This window comes from Comamonas granuli NBRC 101663, from assembly GCF_000739995.1.
Lineage (GTDB): Bacteria > Pseudomonadota > Gammaproteobacteria > Burkholderiales > Burkholderiaceae_C > Simplicispira > Simplicispira granuli.
Map to the genome: position 1 here is coordinate 14,353 of NZ_BBJX01000001.1, position 23,988 is coordinate 38,340.

27 protein-coding genes are annotated in these 23,988 nt (G+C 70.8%); 15 read left to right on the forward strand and 12 right to left on the reverse strand.

Annotated features, from left to right (window positions below; genetic code table 11):
- The first annotated feature begins 21 nt into the window (after positions 1-21).
- The 10 genes from gspG (at position 22) to CGR01S_RS00140 (ending at position 9,357) form a co-directional block, all read left to right on the forward strand.
- Positions 22-462, forward strand: a complete 441-nt coding sequence (gspG, locus tag CGR01S_RS00095) for a type II secretion system major pseudopilin GspG (protein ID WP_042421074.1) — start codon at positions 22-24, stop codon at positions 460-462.
- Between the two features lie 226 nt (positions 463-688).
- Positions 689-1,117, forward strand: a complete 429-nt coding sequence (locus CGR01S_RS16565; RefSeq protein ID WP_042421076.1) for a prepilin-type N-terminal cleavage/methylation domain-containing protein — start codon at positions 689-691, stop codon at positions 1,115-1,117.
- On the forward strand, positions 1,114-1,497 hold the full coding sequence (gene gspI, locus CGR01S_RS00105) for a type II secretion system minor pseudopilin GspI (protein ID WP_042421079.1): 384 nt from the start codon (positions 1,114-1,116) through the stop codon (positions 1,495-1,497). Before CGR01S_RS16565 ends, gspI begins: the two co-directional genes overlap by 4 nt.
- Complete coding sequence (locus tag CGR01S_RS00110; RefSeq protein ID WP_042421082.1) at positions 1,497-2,159, forward strand: prepilin-type N-terminal cleavage/methylation domain-containing protein; 663 nt, start codon at positions 1,497-1,499, stop codon at positions 2,157-2,159. The genes gspI and CGR01S_RS00110 overlap by 1 nt, the downstream gene beginning before the upstream one ends.
- A complete protein-coding gene (gspK, locus tag CGR01S_RS00115) occupies positions 2,156-3,094 on the forward strand; it encodes a type II secretion system minor pseudopilin GspK (protein ID WP_042421085.1) in 939 nt (312 codons plus the stop codon). The genes CGR01S_RS00110 and gspK overlap by 4 nt, the downstream gene beginning before the upstream one ends.
- 84 nt (positions 3,095-3,178) lie before the next feature.
- On the forward strand, positions 3,179-4,396 hold the full coding sequence (gene gspL, locus CGR01S_RS00120; protein WP_042421088.1) for a type II secretion system protein GspL: 1,218 nt from the start codon (positions 3,179-3,181) through the stop codon (positions 4,394-4,396).
- Complete coding sequence (locus tag CGR01S_RS00125; RefSeq protein WP_042421091.1) at positions 4,393-4,914, forward strand: type II secretion system protein M; 522 nt, start codon at positions 4,393-4,395, stop codon at positions 4,912-4,914. The genes gspL and CGR01S_RS00125 overlap by 4 nt, the downstream gene beginning before the upstream one ends.
- 5 nt (positions 4,915-4,919) lie before the next feature.
- The gene (gene gspN, locus CGR01S_RS00130; RefSeq protein WP_042421735.1) at positions 4,920-5,741 is read left to right on the forward strand and encodes a type II secretion system protein N; all 822 of its coding nucleotides are present in this window, start codon (positions 4,920-4,922) and stop codon (positions 5,739-5,741) included.
- A 5-nt stretch (positions 5,742-5,746) separates the two neighbouring features.
- Entirely contained in the window at positions 5,747-7,966 is a 2,220-nt protein-coding gene (gspD, locus tag CGR01S_RS00135; protein ID WP_042421094.1) for a type II secretion system secretin GspD, read from the forward strand.
- A 2-nt stretch (positions 7,967-7,968) separates the two neighbouring features.
- The gene (locus CGR01S_RS00140; RefSeq protein WP_042421098.1) at positions 7,969-9,357 is read left to right on the forward strand and encodes a GspE/PulE family protein; all 1,389 of its coding nucleotides are present in this window, start codon (positions 7,969-7,971) and stop codon (positions 9,355-9,357) included.
- A 126-nt stretch (positions 9,358-9,483) separates the two neighbouring features.
- On the opposite strand, the gene hisF is transcribed toward CGR01S_RS00140, so the two are convergent.
- Both hisF and CGR01S_RS00150 read right to left on the reverse strand, forming a co-directional pair.
- Positions 9,484-10,284 carry an imidazole glycerol phosphate synthase subunit HisF gene (gene hisF, locus CGR01S_RS00145; protein ID WP_042421102.1) on the reverse strand — a complete coding sequence of 267 codons (801 nt, stop codon included), beginning with the start codon at positions 10,282-10,284 and terminating at the stop codon, positions 9,484-9,486.
- Between the two features lie 94 nt (positions 10,285-10,378).
- Entirely contained in the window at positions 10,379-11,791 is a 1,413-nt protein-coding gene (locus CGR01S_RS00150; RefSeq protein ID WP_245616706.1) for a sigma-54 interaction domain-containing protein, read from the reverse strand.
- Positions 11,792-11,933: 142 nt separating this feature from the next.
- Here CGR01S_RS00150 and CGR01S_RS00155 point away from each other — a divergent pair, with 142 nt between their 5' ends.
- On the forward strand, positions 11,934-13,550 hold the full coding sequence (locus tag CGR01S_RS00155; RefSeq protein ID WP_169742437.1) for an AMP-binding protein: 1,617 nt from the start codon (positions 11,934-11,936) through the stop codon (positions 13,548-13,550).
- A 15-nt stretch (positions 13,551-13,565) separates the two neighbouring features.
- Positions 13,566-14,327: an enoyl-CoA hydratase/isomerase family protein gene (locus CGR01S_RS00160; protein WP_042421111.1), complete on the forward strand. Its 762-nt coding sequence runs from the start codon at positions 13,566-13,568 to the stop codon at positions 14,325-14,327.
- Between the two features lie 209 nt (positions 14,328-14,536).
- On the opposite strand, the gene hisA is transcribed toward CGR01S_RS00160, so the two are convergent.
- The 6 genes from hisA to CGR01S_RS00190 all read right to left on the reverse strand — a co-directional run bounded on the left by hisA (position 14,537) and on the right by CGR01S_RS00190 (position 18,482).
- Positions 14,537-15,280: a 1-(5-phosphoribosyl)-5-[(5-phosphoribosylamino)methylideneamino]imidazole-4-carboxamide isomerase gene (hisA, locus tag CGR01S_RS00165; protein ID WP_042421115.1), complete on the reverse strand. Its 744-nt coding sequence runs from the start codon at positions 15,278-15,280 to the stop codon at positions 14,537-14,539.
- 83 nt (positions 15,281-15,363) lie between these two features.
- Entirely contained in the window at positions 15,364-16,032 is a 669-nt protein-coding gene (gene hisH / locus CGR01S_RS00170; RefSeq protein ID WP_042421118.1) for an imidazole glycerol phosphate synthase subunit HisH, read from the reverse strand.
- 51 nt (positions 16,033-16,083) lie between these two features.
- Entirely contained in the window at positions 16,084-16,707 is a 624-nt protein-coding gene (gene hisB, locus CGR01S_RS00175; RefSeq protein ID WP_042421122.1) for an imidazoleglycerol-phosphate dehydratase HisB, read from the reverse strand.
- Positions 16,704-17,804: a histidinol-phosphate transaminase gene (gene hisC / locus CGR01S_RS00180; RefSeq protein ID WP_042421126.1), complete on the reverse strand. Its 1,101-nt coding sequence runs from the start codon at positions 17,802-17,804 to the stop codon at positions 16,704-16,706. The genes hisB and hisC overlap by 4 nt, the downstream gene beginning before the upstream one ends.
- Positions 17,801-18,253: a PIN domain-containing protein gene (locus CGR01S_RS00185; protein WP_042421130.1), complete on the reverse strand. Its 453-nt coding sequence runs from the start codon at positions 18,251-18,253 to the stop codon at positions 17,801-17,803. Before CGR01S_RS00185 ends, hisC begins: the two co-directional genes overlap by 4 nt.
- 4 nt (positions 18,254-18,257) lie before the next feature.
- Positions 18,258-18,482, reverse strand: a complete 225-nt coding sequence (locus CGR01S_RS00190) for a CopG family transcriptional regulator (RefSeq protein WP_042421134.1) — start codon at positions 18,480-18,482, stop codon at positions 18,258-18,260.
- 158 nt (positions 18,483-18,640) lie between these two features.
- Here CGR01S_RS00190 and CGR01S_RS00195 point away from each other — a divergent pair, with 158 nt between their 5' ends.
- From CGR01S_RS00195 to CGR01S_RS16980, 3 genes are all read left to right on the forward strand, one after another.
- Positions 18,641-18,913: a VF530 family protein gene (locus CGR01S_RS00195; RefSeq protein ID WP_042421137.1), complete on the forward strand. Its 273-nt coding sequence runs from the start codon at positions 18,641-18,643 to the stop codon at positions 18,911-18,913.
- A 601-nt stretch (positions 18,914-19,514) separates the two neighbouring features.
- Entirely contained in the window at positions 19,515-19,751 is a 237-nt protein-coding gene (locus CGR01S_RS16975) for a Fic/DOC family N-terminal domain-containing protein (protein ID WP_245616726.1), read from the forward strand.
- Entirely contained in the window at positions 19,726-20,178 is a 453-nt protein-coding gene (locus tag CGR01S_RS16980) for a Fic family protein (RefSeq protein WP_245616708.1), read from the forward strand. Before CGR01S_RS16975 ends, CGR01S_RS16980 begins: the two co-directional genes overlap by 26 nt.
- A 199-nt stretch (positions 20,179-20,377) precedes the next feature.
- Here the strand turns inward: CGR01S_RS16980 and hisD are convergent, their stop codons facing one another.
- The 4 genes from hisD to CGR01S_RS00220 form a co-directional block, all read right to left on the reverse strand.
- Positions 20,378-21,697 carry a histidinol dehydrogenase gene (gene hisD / locus CGR01S_RS00205; RefSeq protein WP_042421140.1) on the reverse strand — a complete coding sequence of 440 codons (1,320 nt, stop codon included), beginning with the start codon at positions 21,695-21,697 and terminating at the stop codon, positions 20,378-20,380.
- Positions 21,698-21,702: 5 nt separating this feature from the next.
- On the reverse strand, positions 21,703-22,365 hold the full coding sequence (gene hisG, locus CGR01S_RS00210; RefSeq protein ID WP_042421143.1) for an ATP phosphoribosyltransferase: 663 nt from the start codon (positions 22,363-22,365) through the stop codon (positions 21,703-21,705).
- On the reverse strand, positions 22,362-23,633 hold the full coding sequence (murA, locus tag CGR01S_RS00215; protein WP_042421145.1) for a UDP-N-acetylglucosamine 1-carboxyvinyltransferase: 1,272 nt from the start codon (positions 23,631-23,633) through the stop codon (positions 22,362-22,364). The genes hisG and murA overlap by 4 nt, the downstream gene beginning before the upstream one ends.
- Before the next feature lie 72 nt (positions 23,634-23,705).
- A complete protein-coding gene (locus CGR01S_RS00220) occupies positions 23,706-23,951 on the reverse strand; it encodes a BolA family protein (RefSeq protein WP_042421148.1) in 246 nt (81 codons plus the stop codon).
- Positions 23,952-23,988 lie beyond the last annotated feature (37 nt).

Below are 23,988 nucleotides of genomic sequence, written 5' to 3' on the forward strand. Positions count from 1 at the left end.
CCGTTCCACATCCACTGCCCCATGAACCCTTCCGTTTCTTCCGTCCGCTCCCGCCTGGCCCGGGGTTTCACCCTGATCGAGCTGATGGTGGTGCTGGTCATCATCGGCGTGCTGGCCGCGCTCATCGTGCCCAATGTGCTGGACCGCGCCGACGACGCGCGCGTGACGGCAGCACGCACCGACGTCACCAACCTCATGCAGGCGCTCAAGCTCTACCGCCTGGACAATCTGCGCTACCCCACGGCCGAGCAGGGCCTGCAGGCGCTGATCGCCAAGCCCACCGCCGGCCCGCAGCCGCCCAACTGGAAGCCCTACCTGGAGAAGCTCCCCAACGACCCCTGGGGCCGGCCCTACCAGTACCTCAACCCCGGCATCAAGGGCGAGGTGGACGTGATGTCCTTCGGCGCCGACGGCCAAAGCGGCGGCGAGGGCAAGGATGCCGATATTGGCTCCTGGCAGTAGTGGCCCCCACGGTCGCGCACTGCGTGTCGCTCCCTGCCCCCCAAGGGGGCCGCGTTTCGCCTGGGGGCGGCCCGGCGGTGAAACGGTGAGCCCCCACGGTCGCGCACTGCGTGTCGCTCCCTGCCCCCCAAGGGGGCCGCGTTTCGCCTTGGGGCGGCCCGGCGGCGAAACTGTGAGCCCCCACGGTCGCGCACGGCCCGTCTCACCCTCCAATCCTGCGCGGTCCATGAGCCGGCAGGCACGCGGCTTCACCTTGCTGGAGTTGCTCGTGGTGCTGGCCATCGTGGGCCTGGCCCTGGGCGGGGCCAGCCTGGCGCTGCGTGACAGTGGCGCCGCCCTGCTCACGCGCGAAGGCGAGCGCCTGGCGGCCCTGCTGGAGGCAGGGCGCGCGCAGTCGCGCGCCAGCGGCGTGCCCGTGCGCTGGCAGGCCGATGCGCAGGGCTTTCGCTTCGAGGGCCTGCCGCGCGAGGCCCTACCCACGCACTGGCTGGACGCGCAGACCCGGGTGCAGGGCCCGCAGGCGGCGCTGTGGCTGGGGCCCGAGCCGCTCATCGGCCCGCAGGCGGTGCAGCTCGTCCACCCGGCCTGGCCCGGGCACAGCGTGCGCGTGGCCACCGACGGGCTGCGCCCCTTCGCCCTCGAGGCCGCGCCGTGACGGCAGCGCGCACCCGGGCCGCGCGCGCGCAGCGCGGCTTCACGCTGGTGGAGGTGCTCACGGCGCTGGCCATCGTCGCCATCGCGCTGCTGGCGGGGGCGCAGGCGAGCAGCGCCCTGGTGCGCAACAGCGCGCGCCAGGCGGACGTGCTGCTCGCCCAGCTGTGCGCCGAGAACGCCCTGGTGGCCGCGCGCCTGTCGCGCCAGATGCCCGCCATCGGCGACGGCATGCAGCCCTGCCCGCAGGCAGGGCGCAATCTCACGGTCAGCCTGGTGGTGCGGCCCACGCCCAACCCCTCGTTCCGGCGCGTGGACGCGCAGGTGCTCGACGAGGACCAGCAGCCCATGCTGCGGCTGTCCACCATCGTGGGGCGGCGCTGATGAAACCGGCGCGCGGCTTCACGCTGATCGAGCTGCTCGTGGCGATCGCCCTGCTGGGGCTGGTCGCGCTCATGAGCTGGCGCGGCCTCGACGCCATGGCGCGCACCCAGGAGCAGACGCGCGCGCACAGCGCACAGCTCATGGCGCTACAGGCGGCGCTCGCGCAGTGGAGCGCCGACCTCGACGCCCTGCTGCCGCTGGCGCACACCGTGCCCCTGGACTGGGACGGCCAGGTGCTGCGCCTGACGCGGCGTAGCCTGGGCGCGCCCGACGCCGGCGCGCTGGTCGTGGCCTGGACGCGGCGCACAGTGCAGGGCCAGGACCAGTGGCTGCGCTGGCAGTCGGCGCCGGTGCGCACGCGCGGCGACTGGCAGCAGGCCTGGCAGCAGGCTGCGCAGTGGGCGCGCAACCCCGGCGATGCCGAGCGCCGCCGCGAGGTGGTGCTGCTGCCGCTGGCCGACTGGCGGGTGTTCTACTACCGCGGCGACGCCTGGAGCAACCCGCAGTCCAGCCCCGACACGCCGCCGGGCGACGCGCCCACCGTGGGCACGCTGATCCCCGACGGGGTGCGCCTGCAGCTCGAACTGCCCCCCGGGCCGGGTGTGGCGGGCCCGCTGGTGCGCGACTGGGCCAACCCGCTGCGCGGCGGAGGCAAGTCATGAGCGCGCGCCAGCGCGGCGCGGCCCTGCTGGCCGCCATGCTCACGGTCACGCTGGTGGCCACCTTTGCCGCGGCCGCGCTGTGGCAGCAGTGGCGCACCGTGGAGGTCGAGACCGCCGAGCGCGCGCGCGTGCAGTCGGCCTGGATACTCACCGGCGCGCTCGACTGGTCGCGCCTCATCCTCATCGAGGACGGCCGCGCCGGCGGCCCCGACCACCTGGCCGAGCCCTGGGCCGTGCCGCTGGAGGAAGCGCGCCTGTCCACCTTTCTGGCGGCCGAGCGCAACGTCGCCCAGGTGGACTCCGGCACCGGCGAGGAGGCGTTTCTGTCGGGCCGCATCCTCGACCTGCAAGCGCGCCTGAACGTGACCAACCTGGTGCAGGGCGGCGCCGTGAACGACACCGCGCAGGCGCAGTTCCGGCGCCTGTTCACGCTGCTGGGCCTGCCCGTCTCGGAGCTGGACCTGCTCGTGCAGGGGCTGCGCCAGGCGCAGGTGGGCGGCGCCGAGGCCCCGGGCGCACCGCTGTGGCCCCAGAGCCTGCCGCAGCTTGTCTGGCTGGGCCTGGCGCCGCAGACGCTGGCGCTGCTGGCGCCGCACGCCACGCTGCTGCCCGAGCGCCGCGGCGTGAACCTCAACACCGCTGGGGCCGAGGTGCTGATGGCCGTCCTCCCCGGCCTGGACCGCGCGGGAGCCGAGCGCCTCATCACGGCGCGCCAGGCGCAGCACTTTCGCAGCCTGGAGGATGTGCGCGCGCTCCTGGGCAGCAGCGTGCCGCTCGATACCGGCGAACTGACCGTGGCCTCCGCGTATTTCGAGGTGCAGGGCCGCCTGCGCCTGGGGCAGATGGTGGTGCAGGAGCGCTCCGTGGTGCGCCGCCAGGGCATGGAGGCCACCACCCTCGTGCGCGAGCGCGTGGGCGCGCTGGGCCTGCCCTGACACGCCGCCGGCGCGCGGCAAGCCAGGCATTCCCGTACAAGAACCGCCAGACAAGCCCCCTACAATGGCCCGCGAATTGCGCCCATGAGCACCCTGATCGTCCACCTCCCTCTGGCCCGCGCCAGCGCCGCCACCGAATACCGCTACACGCTGAGCCTGGACGGCCAGCAGGTCGCACGCCACGGCGTGGCCGCGGCGTCCATGCTGCCGCCCCCGGGGCGCACGGGCGAGACCGTGGCCCTGGTGCCGGTGCAGGCCCTGTCGTGGCAGCGCGTGGCCCTGCCCCCGGGCGTGGGCCCGCACAGCCCACGCCTGCGCAGCGTGCTCGAAGGCCTGCTCGAAGACCGCGTGCTCGACGAACCCGCGGGGCTGCACTTTGCCCTGGAGCCGCAGGCGCGCGCCGGCCAGGAGGCCTGGGTCGCCGTGTGCGAGCGCGCCTGGCTGCAGGCGGCCCTGCAGGCGCTGGAGGCGGCCGGCCGCCCCGTGGCACGCGTGGTGCCCGAGCTGGCGCCCGGCGCCCCGGCCGCCCTGCATGTGCTGGGCAGCACGGCCGAGGACGCCCTGCTCGCCTGCGCCCCCGGGCCGGAGCAGGGCCTGCGCCTGCTGCCGCTGGCCGCCGCCGGCCTGGCTCTCGCCGGGCTGGACGGCGCGAACCCGCCGCCCGCCTACGCCGAACCCGCCGTCGCGGCACTGGCCGAGCAGGCCCTGGGCCGCAGCGTGCAGTTGCAGACCGAACACGAACGCGCCCTGCAGGCCGCGCAGGGAGCCTGGGACCTGGCCCAGGCCGACCTGGCGCGCAGCGCACGCGCACGCCGCCTGCGCCAGGCCTCCAGCCTGGCGGGCAGCCTGCTGCGCGCCCCGCAATGGCGCGCCGCCCGCTGGGGCGCGGCGCTGTGCGTGCTGGCGCACCTGGCCGGGCTCAACGCCTGGGCCTGGCAGGAGCGCCAGGCGCTGGCGGCCAAGCAGGCGGGCGTGCGCCAGGTGCTCACGGGCAGCTTCCCGCAGATCCAGGTCGTGGTCGATGCGCCGGTGCAAATGGAGCGCGAGCTCGCCCGGCTGCGCCAGGCCGCAGGCAGCCTCTCGGCGCGCGACTTCGAGGCCCTGCTGGCCGCTGCCGCCCAGGCCCTGCCGCCGGGGCCGCCGCCCACGGCCATCGACTTCCGCCCGGGCGAGCTGCGGCTGCGCGGCATCGCCCTGCCGCCCGAGGCCCTGGAGGCCGCCCAGGCCCGCCTGCGCGGCACAGACCACACCCTGCACGGCGAGGCCGACGGCCTCGTGGTGCGCACCGCGTCCGCCCCATGAGCACCTCCCCCCCTTCCTCCGCGGCGCTGCAGGCCGCCTGGCAGCGCCTCGCACCGCGCGAGCAGGCCCTGGTGCGCACCGCCGCCGCCCTCGTGGGCCTGGCACTGCTGTGGTGGCTGCTGCTGGCCCCGGCGCTGCACACCCTGCGCAGCGCGCCCGCGCAGCACGCGCGGCTGGACGCCGAGCTGCAGCACATGCAGGCCCTGCAGGCCCAGGCGCAGCAACTGCAGGCCCAGCCGCGCGCCGCGCCGCAGGATGCGGCGCGCGCGCTGCAGGCCTCGGTGGCGCAGGCGCTGGGCCCGGGCGCGCGCCTCACGCTCGCCGGCGAACGCGCCAGCCTGGCCCTCCAGGGCGTGGGCGCCGACGCCCTGGCCGCCTGGCTGGTGCAGGAGCGCAGCAATGCGCACGCCGTGCCCCTGGAGGCGCATCTCACGCGCAGCGCAGCGCCCGCCGCGGGCGCCGCCGCCGGCCCCGTGCGCTGGGACGGCACGCTGGTGCTCACCCTGCCCGCGCCATGACGGCCATGCCCACCGCGCCCCGCAGACCCGGCCCGGCCACCCGCTGGGCCAGCCGTGCCGGGCGCGCGCCCTGGGGCTGGGCCCTGGCCGGGGTGCTGGCCGGTGCGCTGCCCGCCGTGGCCGTGTTTGCGCCCGCGCGCTGGCTCGCCGCCGCCGTCGCCCAGGCCAGCGGCCAGCAGGTGCTGCTGGCCGAGCCCAGCGGCACGCTGTGGTCGGGTTCGGCCCGGCCCGTGCTGACGGGCGGGCCGGCCAGCCAGGACCGCGCCGCCCTGCCCTCGCGCCTGCACTGGCGCCTGCGCCCCGCCTGGGACGGGCTGCGCGCCGAGCTCCATGCCCCTTGCTGCACCCCCGCGCCGCTGCGCCTGCAGCTGCACGCCGGCCTGCGCAGCCTGCGCCTGGACGTGGCCGATGGCCAGAGCCAATGGCCTGCCGCCATGCTTGCCGGCCTGGGCACGCCCTGGAACACCCTGCAGCCGCAGGGCCGCCTGCTGCTGCAGACCCAGGGCCTGCAGGCCCAGTGGGCCGCCGGGCGGCTGGTGCTGGCCGGCAGTGTCCAGCTCGACGCGCTGGCCCTGTCCTCGCGCCTGTCCACGCTGCGCCCCATGGGCAGCTACCGCATCACGCTGCAAGGCGGCGAGGCCGTGGCGCTGCAACTGCAGACGCTGCAGGGCGCGCTGCAGCTGAGCGGCAGCGGCCAGTGGGTGGGCCGGCGCCTGCGTTTCACGGGCGAGGCCGTGGCCGCGCCGGGGCGCGAGGGCGCCCTGTCCAATCTGCTCAACATCATCGGGCGGCGCAACGGCGCGCGCTCGCTCATCACGCTGGGTTGACCCCTATGACCTGCCTGCACTTGCCGACACGCCATTTTGCTATCACAACAATAGCTACTGCCGCTTTATGGATAGGCGCTGGAGGCATTATTCATGCCCAAACCGTGCTGCAACCCGGAACGGCCAGCGTGCGCCCGGGCGAGCCGGTGACGCTGAACTTCGCGAACGCCGAGATCGAGGCCGTGGCGCGCACCATGGCCACCATCACCGGGCGCAATGTGGTGGTGGACCCGCGCGTGCGCGGGCAGCTCAACCTGGTGACCGAACACGCCGTATCGCCCGCCAAGGCGTTCGAGCAGTTCCTGGCCGCGCTGCGCCTGCAGGGCTTCACGGTGGTGGAGTCTGCCGGGCTCTACAAGGTGGTGCCCGAGGCCGACGCCAAGCTCCAGGGCGGCAGCGTGAGCGTGGCGCAGGGCGGCGCCAGCGGCCCCGCGGGCGGGCAGATCGTGACGCAGATCTACCGCCTCAACCACGAGAGCGCGGCCAACCTGGTGCCCGTGCTGCGCCCGCTGATCAGCCCGAACAACACCATCAACGTGAGCCCGGGCAGCAATGCCCTGGTCATCACCGACTACGCCGACAACCTGCAGCGCCTGGGCCGGATCATCGCGGCCATGGACGTCTCTACCGCAAGCGACGTGGAGATCATCCCGCTCCGGCACGCCATCGCCAGCGAGCTGGCGCCGCTGGTGGCGCGCCTCATCGACCCCGGCGCCAGCCCCGCGGGCGCGCCCGGCGCGCCGGGCCTGGCGGACACCTCGTTCAAGACCACCCTGCTGGCCGAGCCGCGCAGCAACGCCCTGGTGCTGCGCGCGGCCAACCCTGCGCGCGTGGCCCAGGTGCGCGCCCTGGTCGAGAAGCTCGACCAGCCGCCCACGCCCGGCAGCAGCGCCGCCAGCGGCAACATCCACGTGGTCTACCTGAAGAACGCCGACGCCACCAAGCTCGCGGCCACGCTGCGCGCGGCCCTGGCGGCCGCCGGTGCGGCAGCAGGCGCCAGCACCGGCACGGGCGCCGCCGCGCCGGCCAGCGGCGGCGGCACCTCGTCCATGACCATGACCGGCAGCGGCCTGAGCAGCACCGCGGCCGCGGCCTCGGGCGGCGGCCTGGGCACGGGCGCGAGCAGCAGCAGCGGCAGCACCAACCAGCCGTCCACGGGCGGCCAGATCCAGGCCGACCCGACGACCAACTCGCTCATCATCACCGCGCCCGAGCCGCAGATGCGCCAGTTGCGCGCCGTGATCGACCAGCTCGACGGGCGCCGCGCCCAGGTGCTGGTCGAGAGCCTGATCGTCGAGGTCAACGCCAACAAGCTCGCCGAGTTCGGCATCCAGTGGCAGGGCGTGATGGGCAAGCAGGGCGACGGCACGGTGGGCGTGATCGGCACCAACTCGGGGGTCACGGGAGCCAACATCCTGGGGGTGACGGCGGCCCTGGCCGCGGGCGACGCAGCCTCCATCGGCAAGGCCGTGGGCTCGCTGGGCGGCGGCCTGAACCTGGCGCTGGCGCCGCGCGTGGGCGGCCAGTACTACCTGGGCGCGCTGGCCAGCTTCCTGCAGAACAGCGGCGACGCCAACGTGCTCTCCACGCCCAACCTGATGACGCTGGACAACGAGGAGGCGAAGATCGTCATCGGCAACAACGTGCCCTTCGTCACCGGCTCCTACGCCAACACCGGCGGCAACAGCGGCGCGGTCAACCCCTTCACCACCGTCGAGCGCAAGGACGTGGGCCTGATGCTCAAGGTGCGCCCGCAGATCAACGAGAACGGCACGGTCAAGCTCTCGATCTACCAGGAGGTCTCGAAGATCGACACCTCCACGCTCAAGGACCAGAACGGCCCCACGACGAGCAAGCGCTCCATCGAATCCAACGTGCTGGTCGATGACGGCAGCATCATCGTGCTCGGCGGCCTGCTCGAAGACAGCTACGCCCAGGCCGAGGACAAGGTGCCCTTCATGGGCGACATCCCGCTGCTGGGCAATCTGTTCCGCAGCGAGAACCGCGCGCGCCGCAAGACCAACCTGATGATCTTCCTGCGCCCCGTGGTGGTGCGCGACGCCGCCGCCAGCGACGCCCTGGTGCTCGACCGCTACGACAGCATCCGCGCGCTGCAGCAGCAGGTGCAGCCCGCACCCAGCAGCCTGCTGGGCACCGTGCAGGGCGCGCCGGTGCTGCCCGCGCTGCGCCTGGACCGCAACACCCCGCCGCCGGCCGCCCAGTGACCATGCGCCACCCCCTGCCCTACGCCTTTGCCCGCGCCGCCCAGTTGCTGCTGGAGGACGACGGCCGCCAGCCCGTGCTCTGGCACGGCCCCGCCCCCGACCTGGCGCTGCTGGGCGAGGTGCTGCGCAAGCACGGCGTGCGCCACCTGCAGATGCTCGACGCCCAGACCCTGGCCCAGCGCATCAGCGCCGCCTATGCGCAGGGCGAATCGAGCGCCGCCACGGTGGTGAGCGAGGTCGAGTCCGACGCCGACCTCTCGCGCATGATGCAGGAGCTGCCCGCCGTGGAGGACCTGCTGGAGGCCGCCGACGACGCCCCCATCATCCGCATGCTCAACGCCCTGCTCACGCAGGCCGCGCGCGACGGCGCGAGCGACATCCACATCGAACCCTACGAGCGCCTGAGCAGCGTGCGCTTTCGCGTGGACGGCACGCTGCGCGAGGTGGTGCAGCCCAACCGCGCGCTGCACGCGGCGCTGATTTCGCGCCTGAAGATCATGGCCGAGCTCGACATCTCGGAAAAGCGCCTGCCGCAGGACGGGCGCATCAGCCTGCGCCTGGGCACGCGCGCCATCGACGTGCGCGTCTCCACCCTGCCCAGCGCGCACGGCGAGCGCGCCGTGCTGCGCCTCCTGGACAAGAGCGAGAGCAAGCTGAGCCTGGAGGCCGTGGGCATGCAGGGCGACACGCTCGCACGCTTTACCAGCCTGATCGCGCAGCCGCACGGCATCGTGCTCGTCACCGGCCCCACGGGCTCGGGCAAGACGACCACGCTGTACGCTGCCCTGAGCCGCCTGGACGCGGCGCGCAGCAACATCATGACGGTGGAAGACCCCATCGAATACGAGCTGCCCGGCGTCGGCCAGACGCAGGTCAACCCGAAGATCGACCTGACGTTTGCCAAGGCCCTGCGCGCCATCCTGCGCCAGGACCCGGACGTGATCATGATCGGCGAGATCCGCGACTTCGAGACCGCGCAGATCGCCATCCAGGCCTCGCTCACCGGCCACCTGGTGCTGGCCACGCTGCACACCAACGACGCCGCCAGCGCCGTCACGCGCCTGACCGACATGGGCGTGGAGCCCTTCCTGCTGAGCAGCTCGCTGCTGGGCGTGCTGGCCCAGCGCCTGGTGCGCAAGGTCTGCCACGCCTGCGCCGGCAAGGGCTGCGAGGCCTGCGGCCACACGGGCTACGCCGGGCGCACGGGCCTGTTCGAGCTGCTGGTGGTGGACGACGCCCTGCGCGCGCTGATCCACAACCGCGCGAGCGAGGCCGAGATCCGCGGCGCTGCGCTCGCCGGCGGCATGCAGCTCATGCGCGAGGACGGCGAGCGGCTGATTGCCGCGGGCGTGAGCACGCGCGAGGAAGTGCTGCGCGTGACGCGGGATTGATTTCTTTGAGCCGTTTGGGCCTCAGGCGCTGATTGGGCAAGCGCCGGCAGCTCTGTTTTTCATAGCTTGCGTTGCGCCGGGTTGGCGGGCGCAGGCCAGGTTTCGGCCCCCGGCGCGAGCCCAAGCTCAGAGCCGCACCGGAATTCCCCGCTCGCGCATATGCCGCTTGGCCTGCTCCACGGTGTATTCGCCGTAGTGGAAGATGCTCGCCGCCAGCACCGCATCGGCGCCGCCGATCTGGATGCCGTCGGCTAGGTGGTCCAGGGTGCCCACGCCGCCCGAGGCGATCACGGGCACGTCCACCGCGTCGCTCACGGCGCGCGTGAGCGCGAGGTCGAAGCCCGCCTTGGTGCCGTCGCGGTCCATGCTGGTGAGCAGGATCTCGCCCGCGCCGCGCCGCGCCATCTCGCTGGCCCACTGCACGGCGTCCAGGCCGGTGTTCTTGCGCCCGCCGTGGCTGTACACGTCCCAGCCCGCGCCCACGGGCTGGCCGTCGGCGCCCAGGCGCGTCTGCTCCTCGGCGCGGCGGCGCTTGGCGTCGATGGCGACGACGATGCACTGCGCGCCGTATTTGTCGCTTGCGGCGTTGATCACGTCGGGGTTGGCGATGGCGGCGGAGTTGAAGCTGGTCTTGTCGGCGCCCGCGTTGAGCAGGCGGCGCACGTCCTCCACGGTGCGCACGCCGCCGCCCACGGTCAGCGGGATGAAGACCTGGCTGGCCACGGCCTCGATGATGTGCAGGATCAGGTCGCGCCCGTCGCTGGTGGCGGTGATGTCCAGGAAGGTGAGCTCGTCGGCCCCCTGCTCGTTGTAGCGCGCGGCGATTTCCACGGGGTCGCCCGCGTCGCGCAGTTCCACGAAGTTGACCCCCTTGACGACCCGGCCGCCGGTCACGTCCAGGCAGGGAATGATGCGTTTGGCAAGCATGCGCTGGCTCTTGAGAGATGGAAGAAGAAGGCCCGCAAGATACCACGGCCGCGCCCTGCCCGCGCCCCTGCACCGGCCCCCGCGGGGCCGGCGCTCAGCCCCGCGGGCCCTGGGGTGCCAGCGGCCGCTGCAGGGCAATGCCGTGGCGGCGCAGGCGCGCGTAGAGCGTGGGCTTGGCGATGCCCAGCGCCTGTGCCGCGCGGGTCACGTTGTACTGGTGCTGGCGCAGGGCCTGGGTGATCGCCTCGACCTCCATCTCGCGCAGGCTGCGCGCACGGGGCGCGGCGGCGTCGCCATGCGCCGCGCCGGCCCGCGCCGCGGATGGTGCGAGCCATGACAGGGTCTGCGCTTCGAGCCGGGAGCCGTCCGACAGGTGCACCAGGCGATCAAGGGCGTTTTCCAGTTCACGCACATTGCCCGGCCAGTCGTAGCGCATCAGGTGCGCCAGCAGATCGGGCGGCAGGGCCTGTGCGGGCCGGCCCAGGCGGGCGTAGTGCCGGTCCAGAAAGTACTGGGCCAGCAGCGCGATGTCCTGCGTCCGCGCGCGCAGCGGCGGCAGCGTGAGCGCGATGGCATGGCTGCGGTAATACAGATCGGGCCGGAACTCGCGCCGCTCGACCATGGCCAGCAGGTCGCGGTTGCTGGCGGCGATGATGCGCACATCCAGCGGCCGCGCCTGGGTCTCGCCCAGGCGGACCACCTCGCGTTCCTGCAGCACGCGCAGGAGTTTGGCCTGGATGTCCAGCGGCAGTTCGGACAGTTCGTCCAGGAACAGCGTGCCGCCGCTGGCGGCCTCGAACTTGCCCGGGCTGCCCTCGCGCCGGGCGCCGGTGAATGCGCCCGGCGCATGGCCGAAGAGCTCGCTTTCGATCAGGTCGCGCGGCAGGGCCGCGCAGTTGATGGCGATGAACGGCCCGTCGCTGCGGGCACTGGCGTTGTGGATGGCCTGGGCAAACACCTCCTTGCCCGTGCCGCTCTCGCCCAGGAGCAGGATGCTGGCGCTGCCCTGGGCTGCCTTCTGCGCCGCCGCGATGACCTCGCGCAAGACGGGGCTGCGGCCCACGATGCTGTCGAAGGTGTAGCGGGCATGGTTGCCCGCGATGCGCCCGGCCAGGCGGCGCACGGCCTCGATCTCGCGGAAGGTGTTGACCACCGAGAGCACCCGCCCGTCCTCGGCCTTGACCGGCACGGCCGTATCGAGCACCTGCAATTGCAGGGTCGGGGTGGAAATGGTGCGCTCGCGATCGGTATATCCCTCTCCCGTGTGGAAGACCTGCGCCACCAGGGGGTCGAAATCCACCAGGGCGCCCAGCGGCCGCCCCATCGCCAGATGGCGCGGGAGCTTGAGCATGCGCGCCGCCGCTGCATTGATGTGGCGCACCACGCCGCCCGGCTCCAGCACCAGCAGGCCGTGCGGCATGTGATCGACGACCGTGCGCAGCTCTTCGGTCAGTTGGCGCTGGCGTGCGAGCGCTTCTTCCAGGGCGGTGGCGTGGCTGAAGGTCATGGGGAGGGCCATTCATGATTTTGAACGTTCAAATTATGAACATCCGTTCAAATTCCGTATTCAATGCGTCCGCAAGACGGCGAAAACGGGTGGGCACGGCTCTTGCAGAACCGGAGGGAATTGCCATAGCTGCACCCTGCCCATGCCCCGTACAGCCCCCGACGCCATGCGCCACTCACTGGCCGACGAGCTGCGCCGCGCCGCCGCCGAGGCGCCCGCACGCCCCTTCCTCCGCATGGCCACGGGGGAGTGGACCTATGCGGCCTTTGACGCCGAGACCGACCGCGTGGCCGCGGGCCTGCACGCCCAGGGCGTGGGGCCGGGCGACACCGTGAGCCTGATGCTGCCCAACTGCATCGAACTGGCCGTGCTGTGGTTTGCCCTGTGCAAGCTCGGTGCGGTGGCGGCGCCGGTGAACACGGCGTTTCGCGGTGCCGCGCTCGCCGATGCGGTCAATCTGGTGGCCAGCCGCAAGGCCGTGGTGCATGCCGACCTGCTCGAAGCCTGGACGGCGGTGCAGCCGCATCTGCACACGGTGCAGGCGGTGTTCGTCGCCGGCAGCGAGGCACCGCCCGCGGGCTGCCTGGCCTATGCGCAACTGCGCCGCGTGGCCCCCGACAGCCGCACGCTGCCGCGCCCGGCCGTCGGCTTTGATGCGCTGTGCCTGCTGCTCTACACCTCCGGGACCACGGGCCGCTCCAAGGCGGCGATGATTTCCCACCGCTTCGTGCTTGCGCAGGCGCGCCTGTTCATCGCGGGGCTGGAGCTGCGCAGCGACGACGTGCTCTACTGCCCCTACCCCATGTTCCACCTCGATGCCACGGTGCTGACCATCGCACCCGCGCTGCTCCTGCGCGGCGTGGCCGCGCTGGGCGAACGCTTCAGCGCCTCGCGCTACTGGGACGAGGTGCGCGCCCTGCAGGCCACGGTGTTCGACTTCATGGGCGCCACCATCACCATGCTGTGGAAGCAGCCGCCCTCGCCGCGCGATCGCGACCACCGCGCACGCCTGGGCTGGGGCGTGCCCCTGCCCGCGTTCGCCCCGGCGTTCGAGCAGCGTTTCGGCTGCCGCCTGGTCGAGCTGTATGGCTCGACCGAGGCGGGCTGCGTGGCCTTCACGCCGCTGCACGCGCCGCGCCGCGAGGGCTCCTGCGGCAAACCCGTGGATGCCGTGCGCGTGCGCCTGGTCGATGAAGCGGGCTTCGAAGTGCCCGTGGGCACACCTGGAGAACTGCTCGTGCGCCCCGAGGAGCCCTCCCTGCTCATGCAGGGCTACTACGCCATGCCCGAAGCCACGCTGGACGCGTTCCGGGACCTGTGGTTCCACACCGGCGACGTGCTGCGCCAGGACGCCGATGGCTACCTCTACTTCATCGGCCGGCGCAAGGACATGGTGCGCCGCCGGGGCGAGAACATTTCCTGCGCCGAGGTCGAGCTGGGCATTGCCGCCCACCCCGAGGTGCTCGAATGCGCGGTCTATGGCGTGCCCAGCGAGCTCACCGAGGACGAGGTCATGGCCGCCGTCGTGCTGCGCCCTGGCGCGCGCCTCACGCCCCAGGCCCTGGCCGAGCACTGCGCCGCCCACATGGCGCGCTTCATGGTGCCGCGCTATCTGCGCTTTCTGCCGGCCCTGCCCAAGACGCCCACGGACAAGGTCGAAAAATTCGTGCTGCAGGCACAAGGCATCGTCCCAGGCACCTGGGACCGCGAAACGGGGCGCGCACGGCCCCAGACCCTCCCGCCCCCGGGCGGACTTTGAACCCAGGAGACTCCCATGCCCTTTGCGAGCCATACCATCGACGGCGCCGTCAGCATCGTGACCCTGCAGCGGCCCGAACGGCTCAACGCCATCAGCGGCAGCCTGCTGGTGGACCTGCACACCGCCCTGCAGGCCGCGCAGGCCGAGGCGGCCACGCGCGCCATCGTGCTCACCGGCGCGGGGCGGGCCTTTTGCGCGGGCGACGACCTCAAGGAGTTCGCCGAGCAGTCCGCCAGCCCGCAGGCCATCGCCGAACACTGCGAACGCATCCAGACCATCACCCGCGACATCATGTTCGGCCCCAAGCTGGTGGTGGGCGCGGTGCACGGCTATGCCGTGGGCGGCGGCCTGGAGTGGGTGCTCAACTGCGACCTCGTGGTGGCCGCCGACGACCTGGTGGGCTTCTTCCCCGAGATGGGCCTGGGCCATTTCGTGACCGGCGGCCTCACGCATCTGCTGCCCCAGGCGCTGGGGCACCAGCGGGCCATGGAGCTGATCGTGCTGGGCGAACGCCACAGCGCGCAGGACCTGCGCGCCCTGGGGCTGGTGAACCGGGTGGTGCCGCTGGCCCAGATGCTGCCAGAGGCCCTGGCCCTGGCCGCCGCCGTGGCCGCACGCTCACCCCACGCCAGCGCACTGCTCAAGCGCGCCTTCACGCGCGGCCAGGGGGAACGCGTGGAACAGGCGCTGGCGCTGGAGACCGCTGCCGCCCAGGCCTGCTTCGCGCATCCGGAAACCCACCAGCGCATCGCCCACTTCCTGCACGAGCGGCTCTGAGAACGTGTCTACGATCTTTTCATGGAGCCCGTTGCCCCGTAAAAGTGGCAGGTGCAAGGCAGCAAAAAGCCGCACTCGTCGTTGCGCTCCTTGCCCAGGCCGCCAGCATGGCCTGCGGCGCGCGCCTAGATTGCGGCTTTTTGCTGCCTTGCGGGCTCCATGAAAAGATCGTAGACACGTTCTGAGGCGGCGCCCGGCGCGCCGCGCCCTCAGGCGTCGGTCAGCTCGTCTGCGCGCGCCTGGGCGGCGGCGAAGTCCAGGTCGCCCGAGTAGATGGCCCGGCCGCAGATCACGCCCTCGACGCCCTCGCTCTCGACGGCGCAGAGGTTCTCGATGTCCTGCATGCTGCCCAGGCCGCCCGAGGCGATCACGGGGATGGTGAGCGCCTGCGCGAGCTTGACCGTGGCATCGATGTTGATGCCCGTGAGCATGCCGTCGCGGCCGATGTCGGTGTAGATGATGGATTCGACGCCCCAGTCCTGGAACTTGCGCGCCAGGTCGACGACCTCGTGGCCGGTGAGCTTGCTCCAGCCGTCGGTGGCGACCTTGCCGTCCTTGGCGTCCAGGCCCACGATGATGTGGCCGCCGAAGGCGGTGCAGGCGTCCTTGAGGAAGCCGGGATTCTTCACGGCCGCCGTGCCGATGATGACGTAGCGCAGGCCGCCGTCGATGTATTTCTCGATGGTGTCGAGGTCGCGGATGCCGCCGCCGAGCTGCACCGGGATGTCCTCGCCCACCTCTTTCAGGATGGACTTGATGGCGGCGTAGTTCTTGGGCTTGCCGGCGAAGGCGCCGTTGAGGTCCACCAGGTGCAGGCGGCGCGCGCCCGCGTCGAGCCACTTGCGCGCCATCGCGGCCGGGTCTTCACCGAAGGTGGTCGATTGGTCCATATCGCCTTGCTTGAGGCGTACGCAATGGCCGTCCTTGAGGTCGATGGCGGGAATCAAAAGCATGGTGGTGCTGCAGGAGAAGGTGGGCTGTGGCTGCGGGCCGCCCGGACACGGGGTGGTGAAAGCTCGATCAAGCGCTTGGGGCCTCAGGGGTTCCAGTGCAGAAAGTTGCGGTAGAGCTGCAGGCCCTGCTCCGCGCTTTTCTCCGGGTGGAACTGCGTGGCGAAAATATTATCGCGTGCGACCGCCGATGCAAAGACGCCGCCGTAGTCGGTCTCGCCCGCGCAGTGGCGCGGGTCGCTGGGGCGTGCATGGTAGCTGTGCACGAAGTAGAAGTAGCTCTGGTCCGGCACGCCCGCCCACACCGGGTGCACGGCGCCTGCGTGCGGCACCTGGCGCACGGTGTTCCAGCCCATTTGCGGCACCTTGTAGCGGCTGCCGTCCTCCTGCGTGCGGCCGGCCAGCTCGAAGCGGACCACCTCGCCCGGGATCAGGTCCAGGCCGGGCGTGTCGCCCTCGGCGCTGTGCGTGAGCAGCATCTGCATGCCCACGCAGACGCCGAACAGCGGCTTGCTGGCGGCGGCCTCCAGCACGGATTCGAGCAGGCCGGATGCGCGCAGCTCGCCCATGCAGTCGGGCATGGCGCCCTGGCCCGGCAGCACGATGCGCTGGGCGGCGCGCACCTGCTCGGGCGCGCTGGTGACCACGACCTGCCAGGACGTGCCCTGCGCCGCCGCCTGCACCGCCTGCGAGACCGAGCGCAGATTGCCCATGCCGTAGTCCACGACCGCGACGGTATTTACTACTGAATTCATAGCTGCTCGCGCAGGTTGGATAAGCGCTGGAGGCCTATTTTGCCCAGATTTTTACAAAGAACCCTTGGTCGAGGGGATGGCGCCCGCGCTGCGCGGATCGAGCTCCAGCGCCGCGCGCAGCGCGCGCGCGAAGGCCTTGAACACCGTCTCGCACTGGTGGTGCGCGTTCACGCCCTTGAGGTTGTCGATGTGCAGCGTCACGCCCGCATGGTTGACGAAGCCCTGGAAGAACTCGTGCGTGAGCTGGGTGTCGAAGCCGCCGATGCTCGCCGCCGTGAACGGGATGTGCAGGTGCAGGCCCGGGCGGCCGGAGAAATCGACCACCACGCGCGAGAGCGCCTCGTCCAGCGGCACGTAGGCATGGCCGTAGCGGCGCAGGCCCTTCTTGTCGCCCACGGCGCGTGCAAAGGCCTGGCCCAGCGTGATGCCTACGTCTTCCACGGTGTGGTGGCCGTCGATGTGCAGGTCGCCGTCGCAGCGCACTTCCAGGTCGATGAGGCCGTGGCGCGCGATCTGGTCGAGCATGTGGTCGAAAAAGCCGATACCGGTGTTCAGGCGCGCTTCGCCGCTGCCGTCGAGATTGACGCGCACGTGGATGCGCGTCTCGGCGGTGCTGCGGCTGACCTCGGCCGTGCGGGCCAGGGAGGCGGAGGGAACGAGGGCAGAAGATGTCATAGGGAAGCCTGGAGTGCCTGCAGCAGGATCGCATTGTCGGCGGCGGTGCCTACGGTCAGGCGCAGGCAGTTTGCCAGCAATGGATGCATTGTAGAAACGTTCTTGATCAAAACCTTGCGTTCGCGCAGAGCGGCGAAGGTGCGCGCCGCGTCCGACACGCGCACCAGCACCATGTTGGCCTCGCTGTCCCAGCATTTTTCAATGCCGGGCAGGGCGCGCAGGGCCGCCACCAGGGCGCTGCGCTGTTCGCGCAGCTCGCGCGCCTGCTCGGCAAACACGGGGGCATGCTCCAGGGCGAACAGGGCCGCCTCGCAGTTCAGCACGCTCACGTTGTAGGGCGGGCGCACCTTGTCGATCTCGCCCACCAGATCGGCCGCGCCGATCAGGTAGCCCAGGCGCACCCCGGCCAGGCCGAACTTGCTGAGCGTGCGCATGAGCAGCACGTGCGCGTTGCGCTGCGGCTCGGCGCGCATGCGATCCAGCCAGGTGCGGCTGGCAAACGGCTGGTAGGCCTCGTCCACCACCACCAGCCCGCCCTGCGCGCCTGCGGCGTCGATGATGCGCTGCATCGCCCCCTCGTCCCACAGCGTGGCCGTGGGGTTGTTGGGGTAGGCCAGAAAGGTGATGGCGGGCCGGTGCTGCGCCAAGGCGGCCAGCATGGCGGCCTCGTCGAGCTCGAAATCGGGGGTCAGCGGCACGCCCACATAGCCCAGGCCCTGCAGTTGGGCGCTCATGGCGTACATCACAAAACCGGGCTCGGGCGCCAGCACCGTGGCGCCGGGCTGGGCGCAGGCCAGGGCCACCAGGCTGATGAGCTCGTCCGAGCCATTGCCCAGGATCAGCGCCTGCCCCGCGGGCAGGCCGGCGTGCTGCGCCAGCGCGGCGCGCAGGTCGGCATAGCGCGGGCCGGGGTAGCGGTTGAGCGCCAACGCGCCCAGGCGCTGGCCCAGCGCGGCCTGTAATGCGGGCGGCAGGGAAAACGGGTTCTCCATGGCGTCCAGCTTGAGGTAGCCGGTGGCGTCCTGCACCACATAGGCGTGCATGGCGCGCACGTCAGGGCGGATGCGGTCGAGCGGGTGGGCGGGCACGGCAGTCATTCGAGCGATTCCAGTTCAGCAGGCGAGGTGACAAACGGGTTGAGGGCGCGCACGGCGTCGTACTGGCGGCCATGCGGCAGCACGTCGCCCAGCACATAGCGGCAGCCCTGCTGGTGCGCCGAGGCCAGGATGAGCGCATCCCAGTAGCCCAGGCCGTAGCGGTCCTGCAGGTCCCAGGCGCCGTCCACGGTGTAGGCGTCCAGGTGCGGCGGCTGCCACACGCGCAGGCGGCGCACCTGGGCGCGCACCAGGTGCAGGGTCTGCGGCCCGGCAAAGCAGGCTACGGCGTTGTGGTACAGCTCGTTGAGCACCTGGGAGCTGATGCGCCCGCAGCGGCTCTGCCAGCACAGCGTGAGCCACTCGCGCGCGCGCGCCTGGCGGGCGCCATCGCGCTCGTCCACGCTGGCGAGCAGCACCGAGGTGTCGACGAAGAGCAGCGGCTGGGCCATGGCTTCAGCGCTCCTGCAGCTCGGGCCGTGCCAGGTAGGGCCGGGTGGATGCGCCCCAGGACTCGAACCCCAGCGCCTCGCGCATGGCCTGGGCGTAGGCGTCTTCCTGGCGCATCTTCTCGGCCAGCCACTCGCCCAGCAGGCGCGACACGCTGCTGCCGCGCTTGGCCGCCTCCACGCGCACCCACTCGGCGACGGCGTCGTCCATGGTGATGGTGACGTTTTTCATGGGGCACAGGATAACACGAAGTTCGTGGAACACGAGGTTCGTGTTATTTCTTCTCGCCCCCATTCTGCGACCCTGGCGATAAGATGGCCGTTTTTGCGCCGCCCGATCTCCGGCCGGTTGCGCCTGCCCGAAGCGGCCTCCAACGAAATGGCCACGCCATGACCTCCACGCCCCCACCCGCTCCACCCGCCCAGCCACGCAATCCCCTGCATGGCCTCACCCTGGAGGCCATCGTCACGGCGCTGGTGGCGCACTATGGCTGGGAGGAGCTGGGCAGGCGCATTCCGGTGCGTTGCTTCACCAGCGATCCCAGCGTGTCGTCCAGCCTGAAGTTCCTACGCAAGACGCCTTGGGCGCGCGAGAAGGTGGAGGGGTTGTACCTTTTCATGCAGCGGGACCAGCGGCGCGGCCAAGTACATCAAAACGCGTAGCCCTGCCGCTGAATTCCAGAAGGCGTGAGCTTGAAGGAGCCGCACCACAGGGCGGCATCTCCATGCGTTCAAAAAGGCCCGGCCTGCCTGGCGGCGTGGGGTGGGGTGCAGCGGATCTGAACGCTCTGCTTTTGATAGCTGTTTGCGCTTATCCAGAAAGCGTCAGAGTGCAATTTTGTTTGGGAATTTGCACCAGCAACCCGTGCATGTTCGCCCCCTGCTTTCCGCGAAGACCTGGCCCTGCTGCGCGAAACGGTGGCGCATAGCGGCCATTCTTGCCAAAGCACGTTTTTTCCCAGGAAAGCCGGCATGTCTGAAAAGGGCGCTGTGTGATGCATGCGGCGCCACACATGTATAAAAAAACCCGTTTTCTATCCAAGTGCTGGCTGACACGTATAGAAAACCGGCTTTTCTATCCACATCTCCACTCGCCATAGGCCCCGCGATGCCCCGGCTCCAATCGCTCGCTCTGTTGGACGCTGCCCGCTTCGACACGCCCGCCGTCCTCAAGAAGCTGGCCTGCAGCAGCCGCAGGCTGGCGGAGCTCTAGGGGATTGCGGCCTCCATTCCCAACCAGGGCATCCTGATCAATACCCTGGGCCTGCAGGAAGCCAAGGACAGCTCGGAGATCGAGAACATCGTCACCACGCACGATGAGCTGTTCAAGGACGATGCTCTGCCCGAGGCCTTTGCCAACCCTGCCGCCAAGGAGGTGCGGCGCTACCGCCAGGCGCTGCGCGTGGGGTTTGAGCAAGTGCGGGCCAGCGGGCTGCTCACGGCCAACCACATCATTCAGATCCAGGGCGATCAAGATGGCGCTGGCGCACCACCAGTTTGAAAGCATCCACCCGTTTCATGACGGCAACGGCCGCACCGGGCGCATCGTGAATGTGCTGTATCTGGTGAAAGAGGGGCTGTTGGACATTCCGGTGCTGTACATGCGGGAAGCCGTGGAGCAAGCCGCCACCCACACTTTGGCCACCATCCATGCCATCAAAGCAGCGCTGTTTGACTACAAGCACCGCATCCGGGAACAGCACAAGTTCTGCAGCCAGGATTTGATCAACAACCTGTTCACGCCCCCGTACACCAAGATCGACCTTGTGCAGCGCGACCTGGGTGTGTCACGGCTGACAGCCACCAAGTACCTCGATGCGCTGGCGGCCACTGGCTTTGTGCAAAAGCAGAAGATCGGACGCGGCAACCACTGCGTCAACCAGGCGCTCAGCGCCATTTTGCTGGGTCAGATCGAGGCAAGGCCATGACCAAGGATCAACTCGAACGCGAAAAACGCGGGCCTGACGGCAAGATGTGAGCGGCACCCACCGCTACGGGCCTGACATTGCCTTGAACGGTGCATCGCCGGAGTGTGACGCCGGAGCACGGCCAGCGAAGCCGACAAGTTCATCGCTTGGTCTGGACGTGGAATAAGGCACCAAGGGCCCACGCCAGGACCTGCCCTGGTCAGGGCTTGAGCCGCATCTCCGCCGCCCGCGCATGCCCCTGCAGGCCCTCGCCGTGCGCCAGTACGCTGGCGATGCGGCCCAGCACCTGGGCGCCCTGCTCGCTCACCTCGATGAGGCTGCTGCGCTTCTGGAAGTCGTACACGCCCAGCGGACTGGAAAAGCGCGCCGTGCCGCTGGTGGGCAGCACGTGGTTGGGGCCGGCGCAGTAGTCGCCCAGGGATTCGCTGGTATAGGCCCCGAGGAAGATGGCGCCCGCGTGCTTGAGCAGCGGCTCCCAGCGGTGCGGCTCGCGGCTGCTGACCTCCAGGTGCTCGGGGGCGATGCGGTTGGAAATCTGGCAGGCCTCCTCCATGCTGCGCGTGTGGATCAGCGCGCCGCGGCCGGTCAGGCTCTTGGCGATGATCTCGGCGCGCGGCATCTCGGGCAGCAGGCGGTCGATGGCGGCCTGCACGGCGTCGATGTAGGCGGCGTCGGGGCACAGCAGGATGCTCTGGGCCAGTTCGTCGTGCTCGGCCTGGCTGAACAAGTCCATGGCCACCCAGTCGGCGGGCGTGCTGCCGTCGGCCAGCACCAGGATTTCGCTGGGCCCGGCGATCATGTCGATGCCCACGGTGCCGAACACGTGCTTCTTGGCGCTGGCCACGTAGGCGTTGCCGGGGCCGGTGATCTTGTCCACCTTGGGCACCGTCTGCGTGCCGTAGGCCAGCGCGCCCACGGCCTGCGCGCCGCCGATGGTGAAGGCGCGCGTGACGCCCGCCACATAGGCCGCCGCCAGCACCAGCGGGTTCTTCTCGCCACGCGGCGTGGGCACGACCATGATGATCTCGCCCACCCCGGCCACGTGCGCGGGGATGGCGTTCATCAGCACGCTGCTCGGGTAGGCGGCCTTGCCGCCGGGCACGTAGATGCCCACGCGGTCCAGCGGCGTGACCTTCTGGCCGAGCAGCGAGCCATCCTCGTCGCGGTAGCTCCAGCTCTCGCCGCAGGCCTTCTTCTGGGCCTCGTGGTAGCTGCGCACGCGCGCTGCGGCGGCGCTCAGGGCTTGGCGCTGGGCCTCGGGAATGGCGTCGTAGGCGGCCTGCAGTTCGGCCTGCGTCAGCTCCAGCGCGGCCATGCCGTCGGCGCTCAGCCCATCGAAGCGCGCGGTGTATTCCAGCACGGCGGCGTCGCCGCGCTGCTGCACGTCGGCCAGGATGGCGGCGACGCGCTGCTCGATGGCGGCGTCCTGCTCCGCCGACCAGTGCAGACGCACCGCAAATTCAGCCTCGAAACTGGCTGCAGCGGTTGACAGACGGGCGGGAGCAGCTACGAATTTCATAGTATTCAGTCCTGACGGATCGCGGAGGCAAAGGCATCGATGATGCGGCGCAGCCGGGCCTGCTTGAGCTTGAGCGCGGCCTGGTTGACGACCAGGTGCGAGCTGATGTCCATGATCTGCTCGACCTCCACCAGGTGGTTGGCCTTGAGCGTGTTGCCCGTGGAGACCAGGTCCACGATGGCGTCGGCCAGGCCGGTGAGCGGCGCCAGTTCCATGCTGCCGTAGAGCTTGATGAGGTCCACGTGCACGCCCTTGGCGGCGAAGAATTCGCGCGCAATGCCGGGGTACTTGGTGGCCACCTTCAGGCGCGCGCCCTGGCGCACGGCCTGCTGGTAGTCGAAGTCGGCGCGCACGGCCACGCTCACGCGGCAGCGCGCAATGCGCAGGTCCAGCGGCTGGAACAGGCCCGAGCGCGCCGCGCCGCCCCATTCGGCGCGGTGTTCGAGCAGGGTGTCCTTGCCGCACACGCCCATGTCGGCGCCGCCGTACTGCACGTAGGTGGGCACGTCGGAGGCGCGCACCAGCACCACGCGCACGTCGTCCTGGTTGGTGGGCAGGATGAGCTTGCGCGATTTCTCGGGGTCTTCCAGCACCTCGATGCCGGCCGCGGCGAGCAGCGGCAGGGTTTCTTCGAAGATGCGGCCTTTGGACAGGGCAAGGGTGATCATCGGATTCTCTCGATATCTGCGCCCAGGCCGCGCAGCTTGGCCTCCATGCAATCGTAGCCGCGGTCCAGGTGGTAGATGCGGTCCACCACGGTCTCGCCTTCGGCCACCAGCCCGGCGATGACCAGGCTGGCCGAGGCGCGCAGGTCGGTCGCCATGACGGTGGCGCCCGAGAGGCGCGCCGCGCCTTCGCTGATGGCCACGCGGCCGTCGACCTGGATGCGCGCACCCAGGCGCAGCAGCTCGTTGACGTGCATGAAGCGGTTTTCAAAAATGGTTTCGGTCACCGTGGCCGTGCCTTGCGCCACGGTGTTGAGCGCCATGAACTGCGCCTGCATGTCGGTGGGGAAACCGGGGTACTCGGTGGTGCGAAAGCTCTGCGCCTTGAGCTGCGCGGCACCGGGGCTGCGCACGCGCAGGCCGCCGTCGGCCGTCTCCACCTGCACGCCGGCGTCGCGCAGCTTTTCGATCACAGCGTCCAGGTGGTCGGCGCGCGCGTGGCGCAAGAGCGCCTCGCCACCCGTGGCGGCCACGGCGCACAGAAAGGTGCCGGCCTCAATGCGGTCGGCCACCACGGTGTGCGTGCCGCCGCGCAGGCGCTCCACCCCCTGGATGCGGATGCGGCTCGTGCCGTGGCCCTCGATCTGCGCGCCCATGGCGATGAGCATCTCGGCCAGGTCGGTCACCTCGGGTTCCTGGGCAGCGTTCTCCAGCACGGTCTCGCCCTCGGCCAGCGTGGCGGCCATGAGCAGGTTCTCGGTGCCGGTGACGGTGACCATGTCGGTGGTGATGCGCGCGCCCTGCAGGCGCGTGCGCCCCTGGGGCAGGCGGGCGATGATGTAGCCGTGCTCGACCACGATCTCCGCGCCCATGGCCTGCAGGCCCTTGATGTGCTGGTCCACCGGGCGCGAGCCGATGGCGCAGCCGCCGGGCAGCGAGACCGTGGCCTCGCCAAAGCGCGCCAGCAGCGGGCCCAGCGCCAGCACCGAGGCGCGCATGGTCTTGACCAGTTCGTAAGGCGCCTCGGGGGTGGACAGGCCGCTGGCGTCGATGTGCACGCTGCCGTGCTCGGTGCGCTCGGCGCTCACGCCCATGTTGCGGATGAGCTTGAGCATGGTGCTCACGTCCTGCAGGCGCGGCACGTTGCGCAGCGCCACCGGCTCGGCGGTGAGCAGGGCCGCGCACAGCTCGGGCAGCGCGGCGTTCTTGGCGCCGGAGATCACGGCCTCGCCCTGCAAGGGGTGGCCGCCGCGGATGAGGAGCTTGTCCATGGTGGTATTCAGCAACAAATCGGGCTGTAGCGCTTATCCATCAAGCGCCAGAAGCTCTGTTTTTCATAGTACTCAGCGGGCGCTGAGCTCGGCCCATTCGGCCGGGGTGTAGGTCTTCATCGACAGGGCGTGCACTTCGTCGTTCTGCATTTTGCTGCCCAGCGTGGCATACACGCGCTGGTGGCGCGCGATGGGGCGCTTGCCCTCGAACTCGGGCGAGACGATGGTGGCATACCAGTGCCGGCCGTCGCCTTCCAGGGTGATGTGCTCGCAGGCCAGGCCAGCGGTGATGAGGTCTTTGATTTGGTCAGCAGTCATGTCGGTGGTCCCTTGCGTGTGGGGCAATGCCCATGGT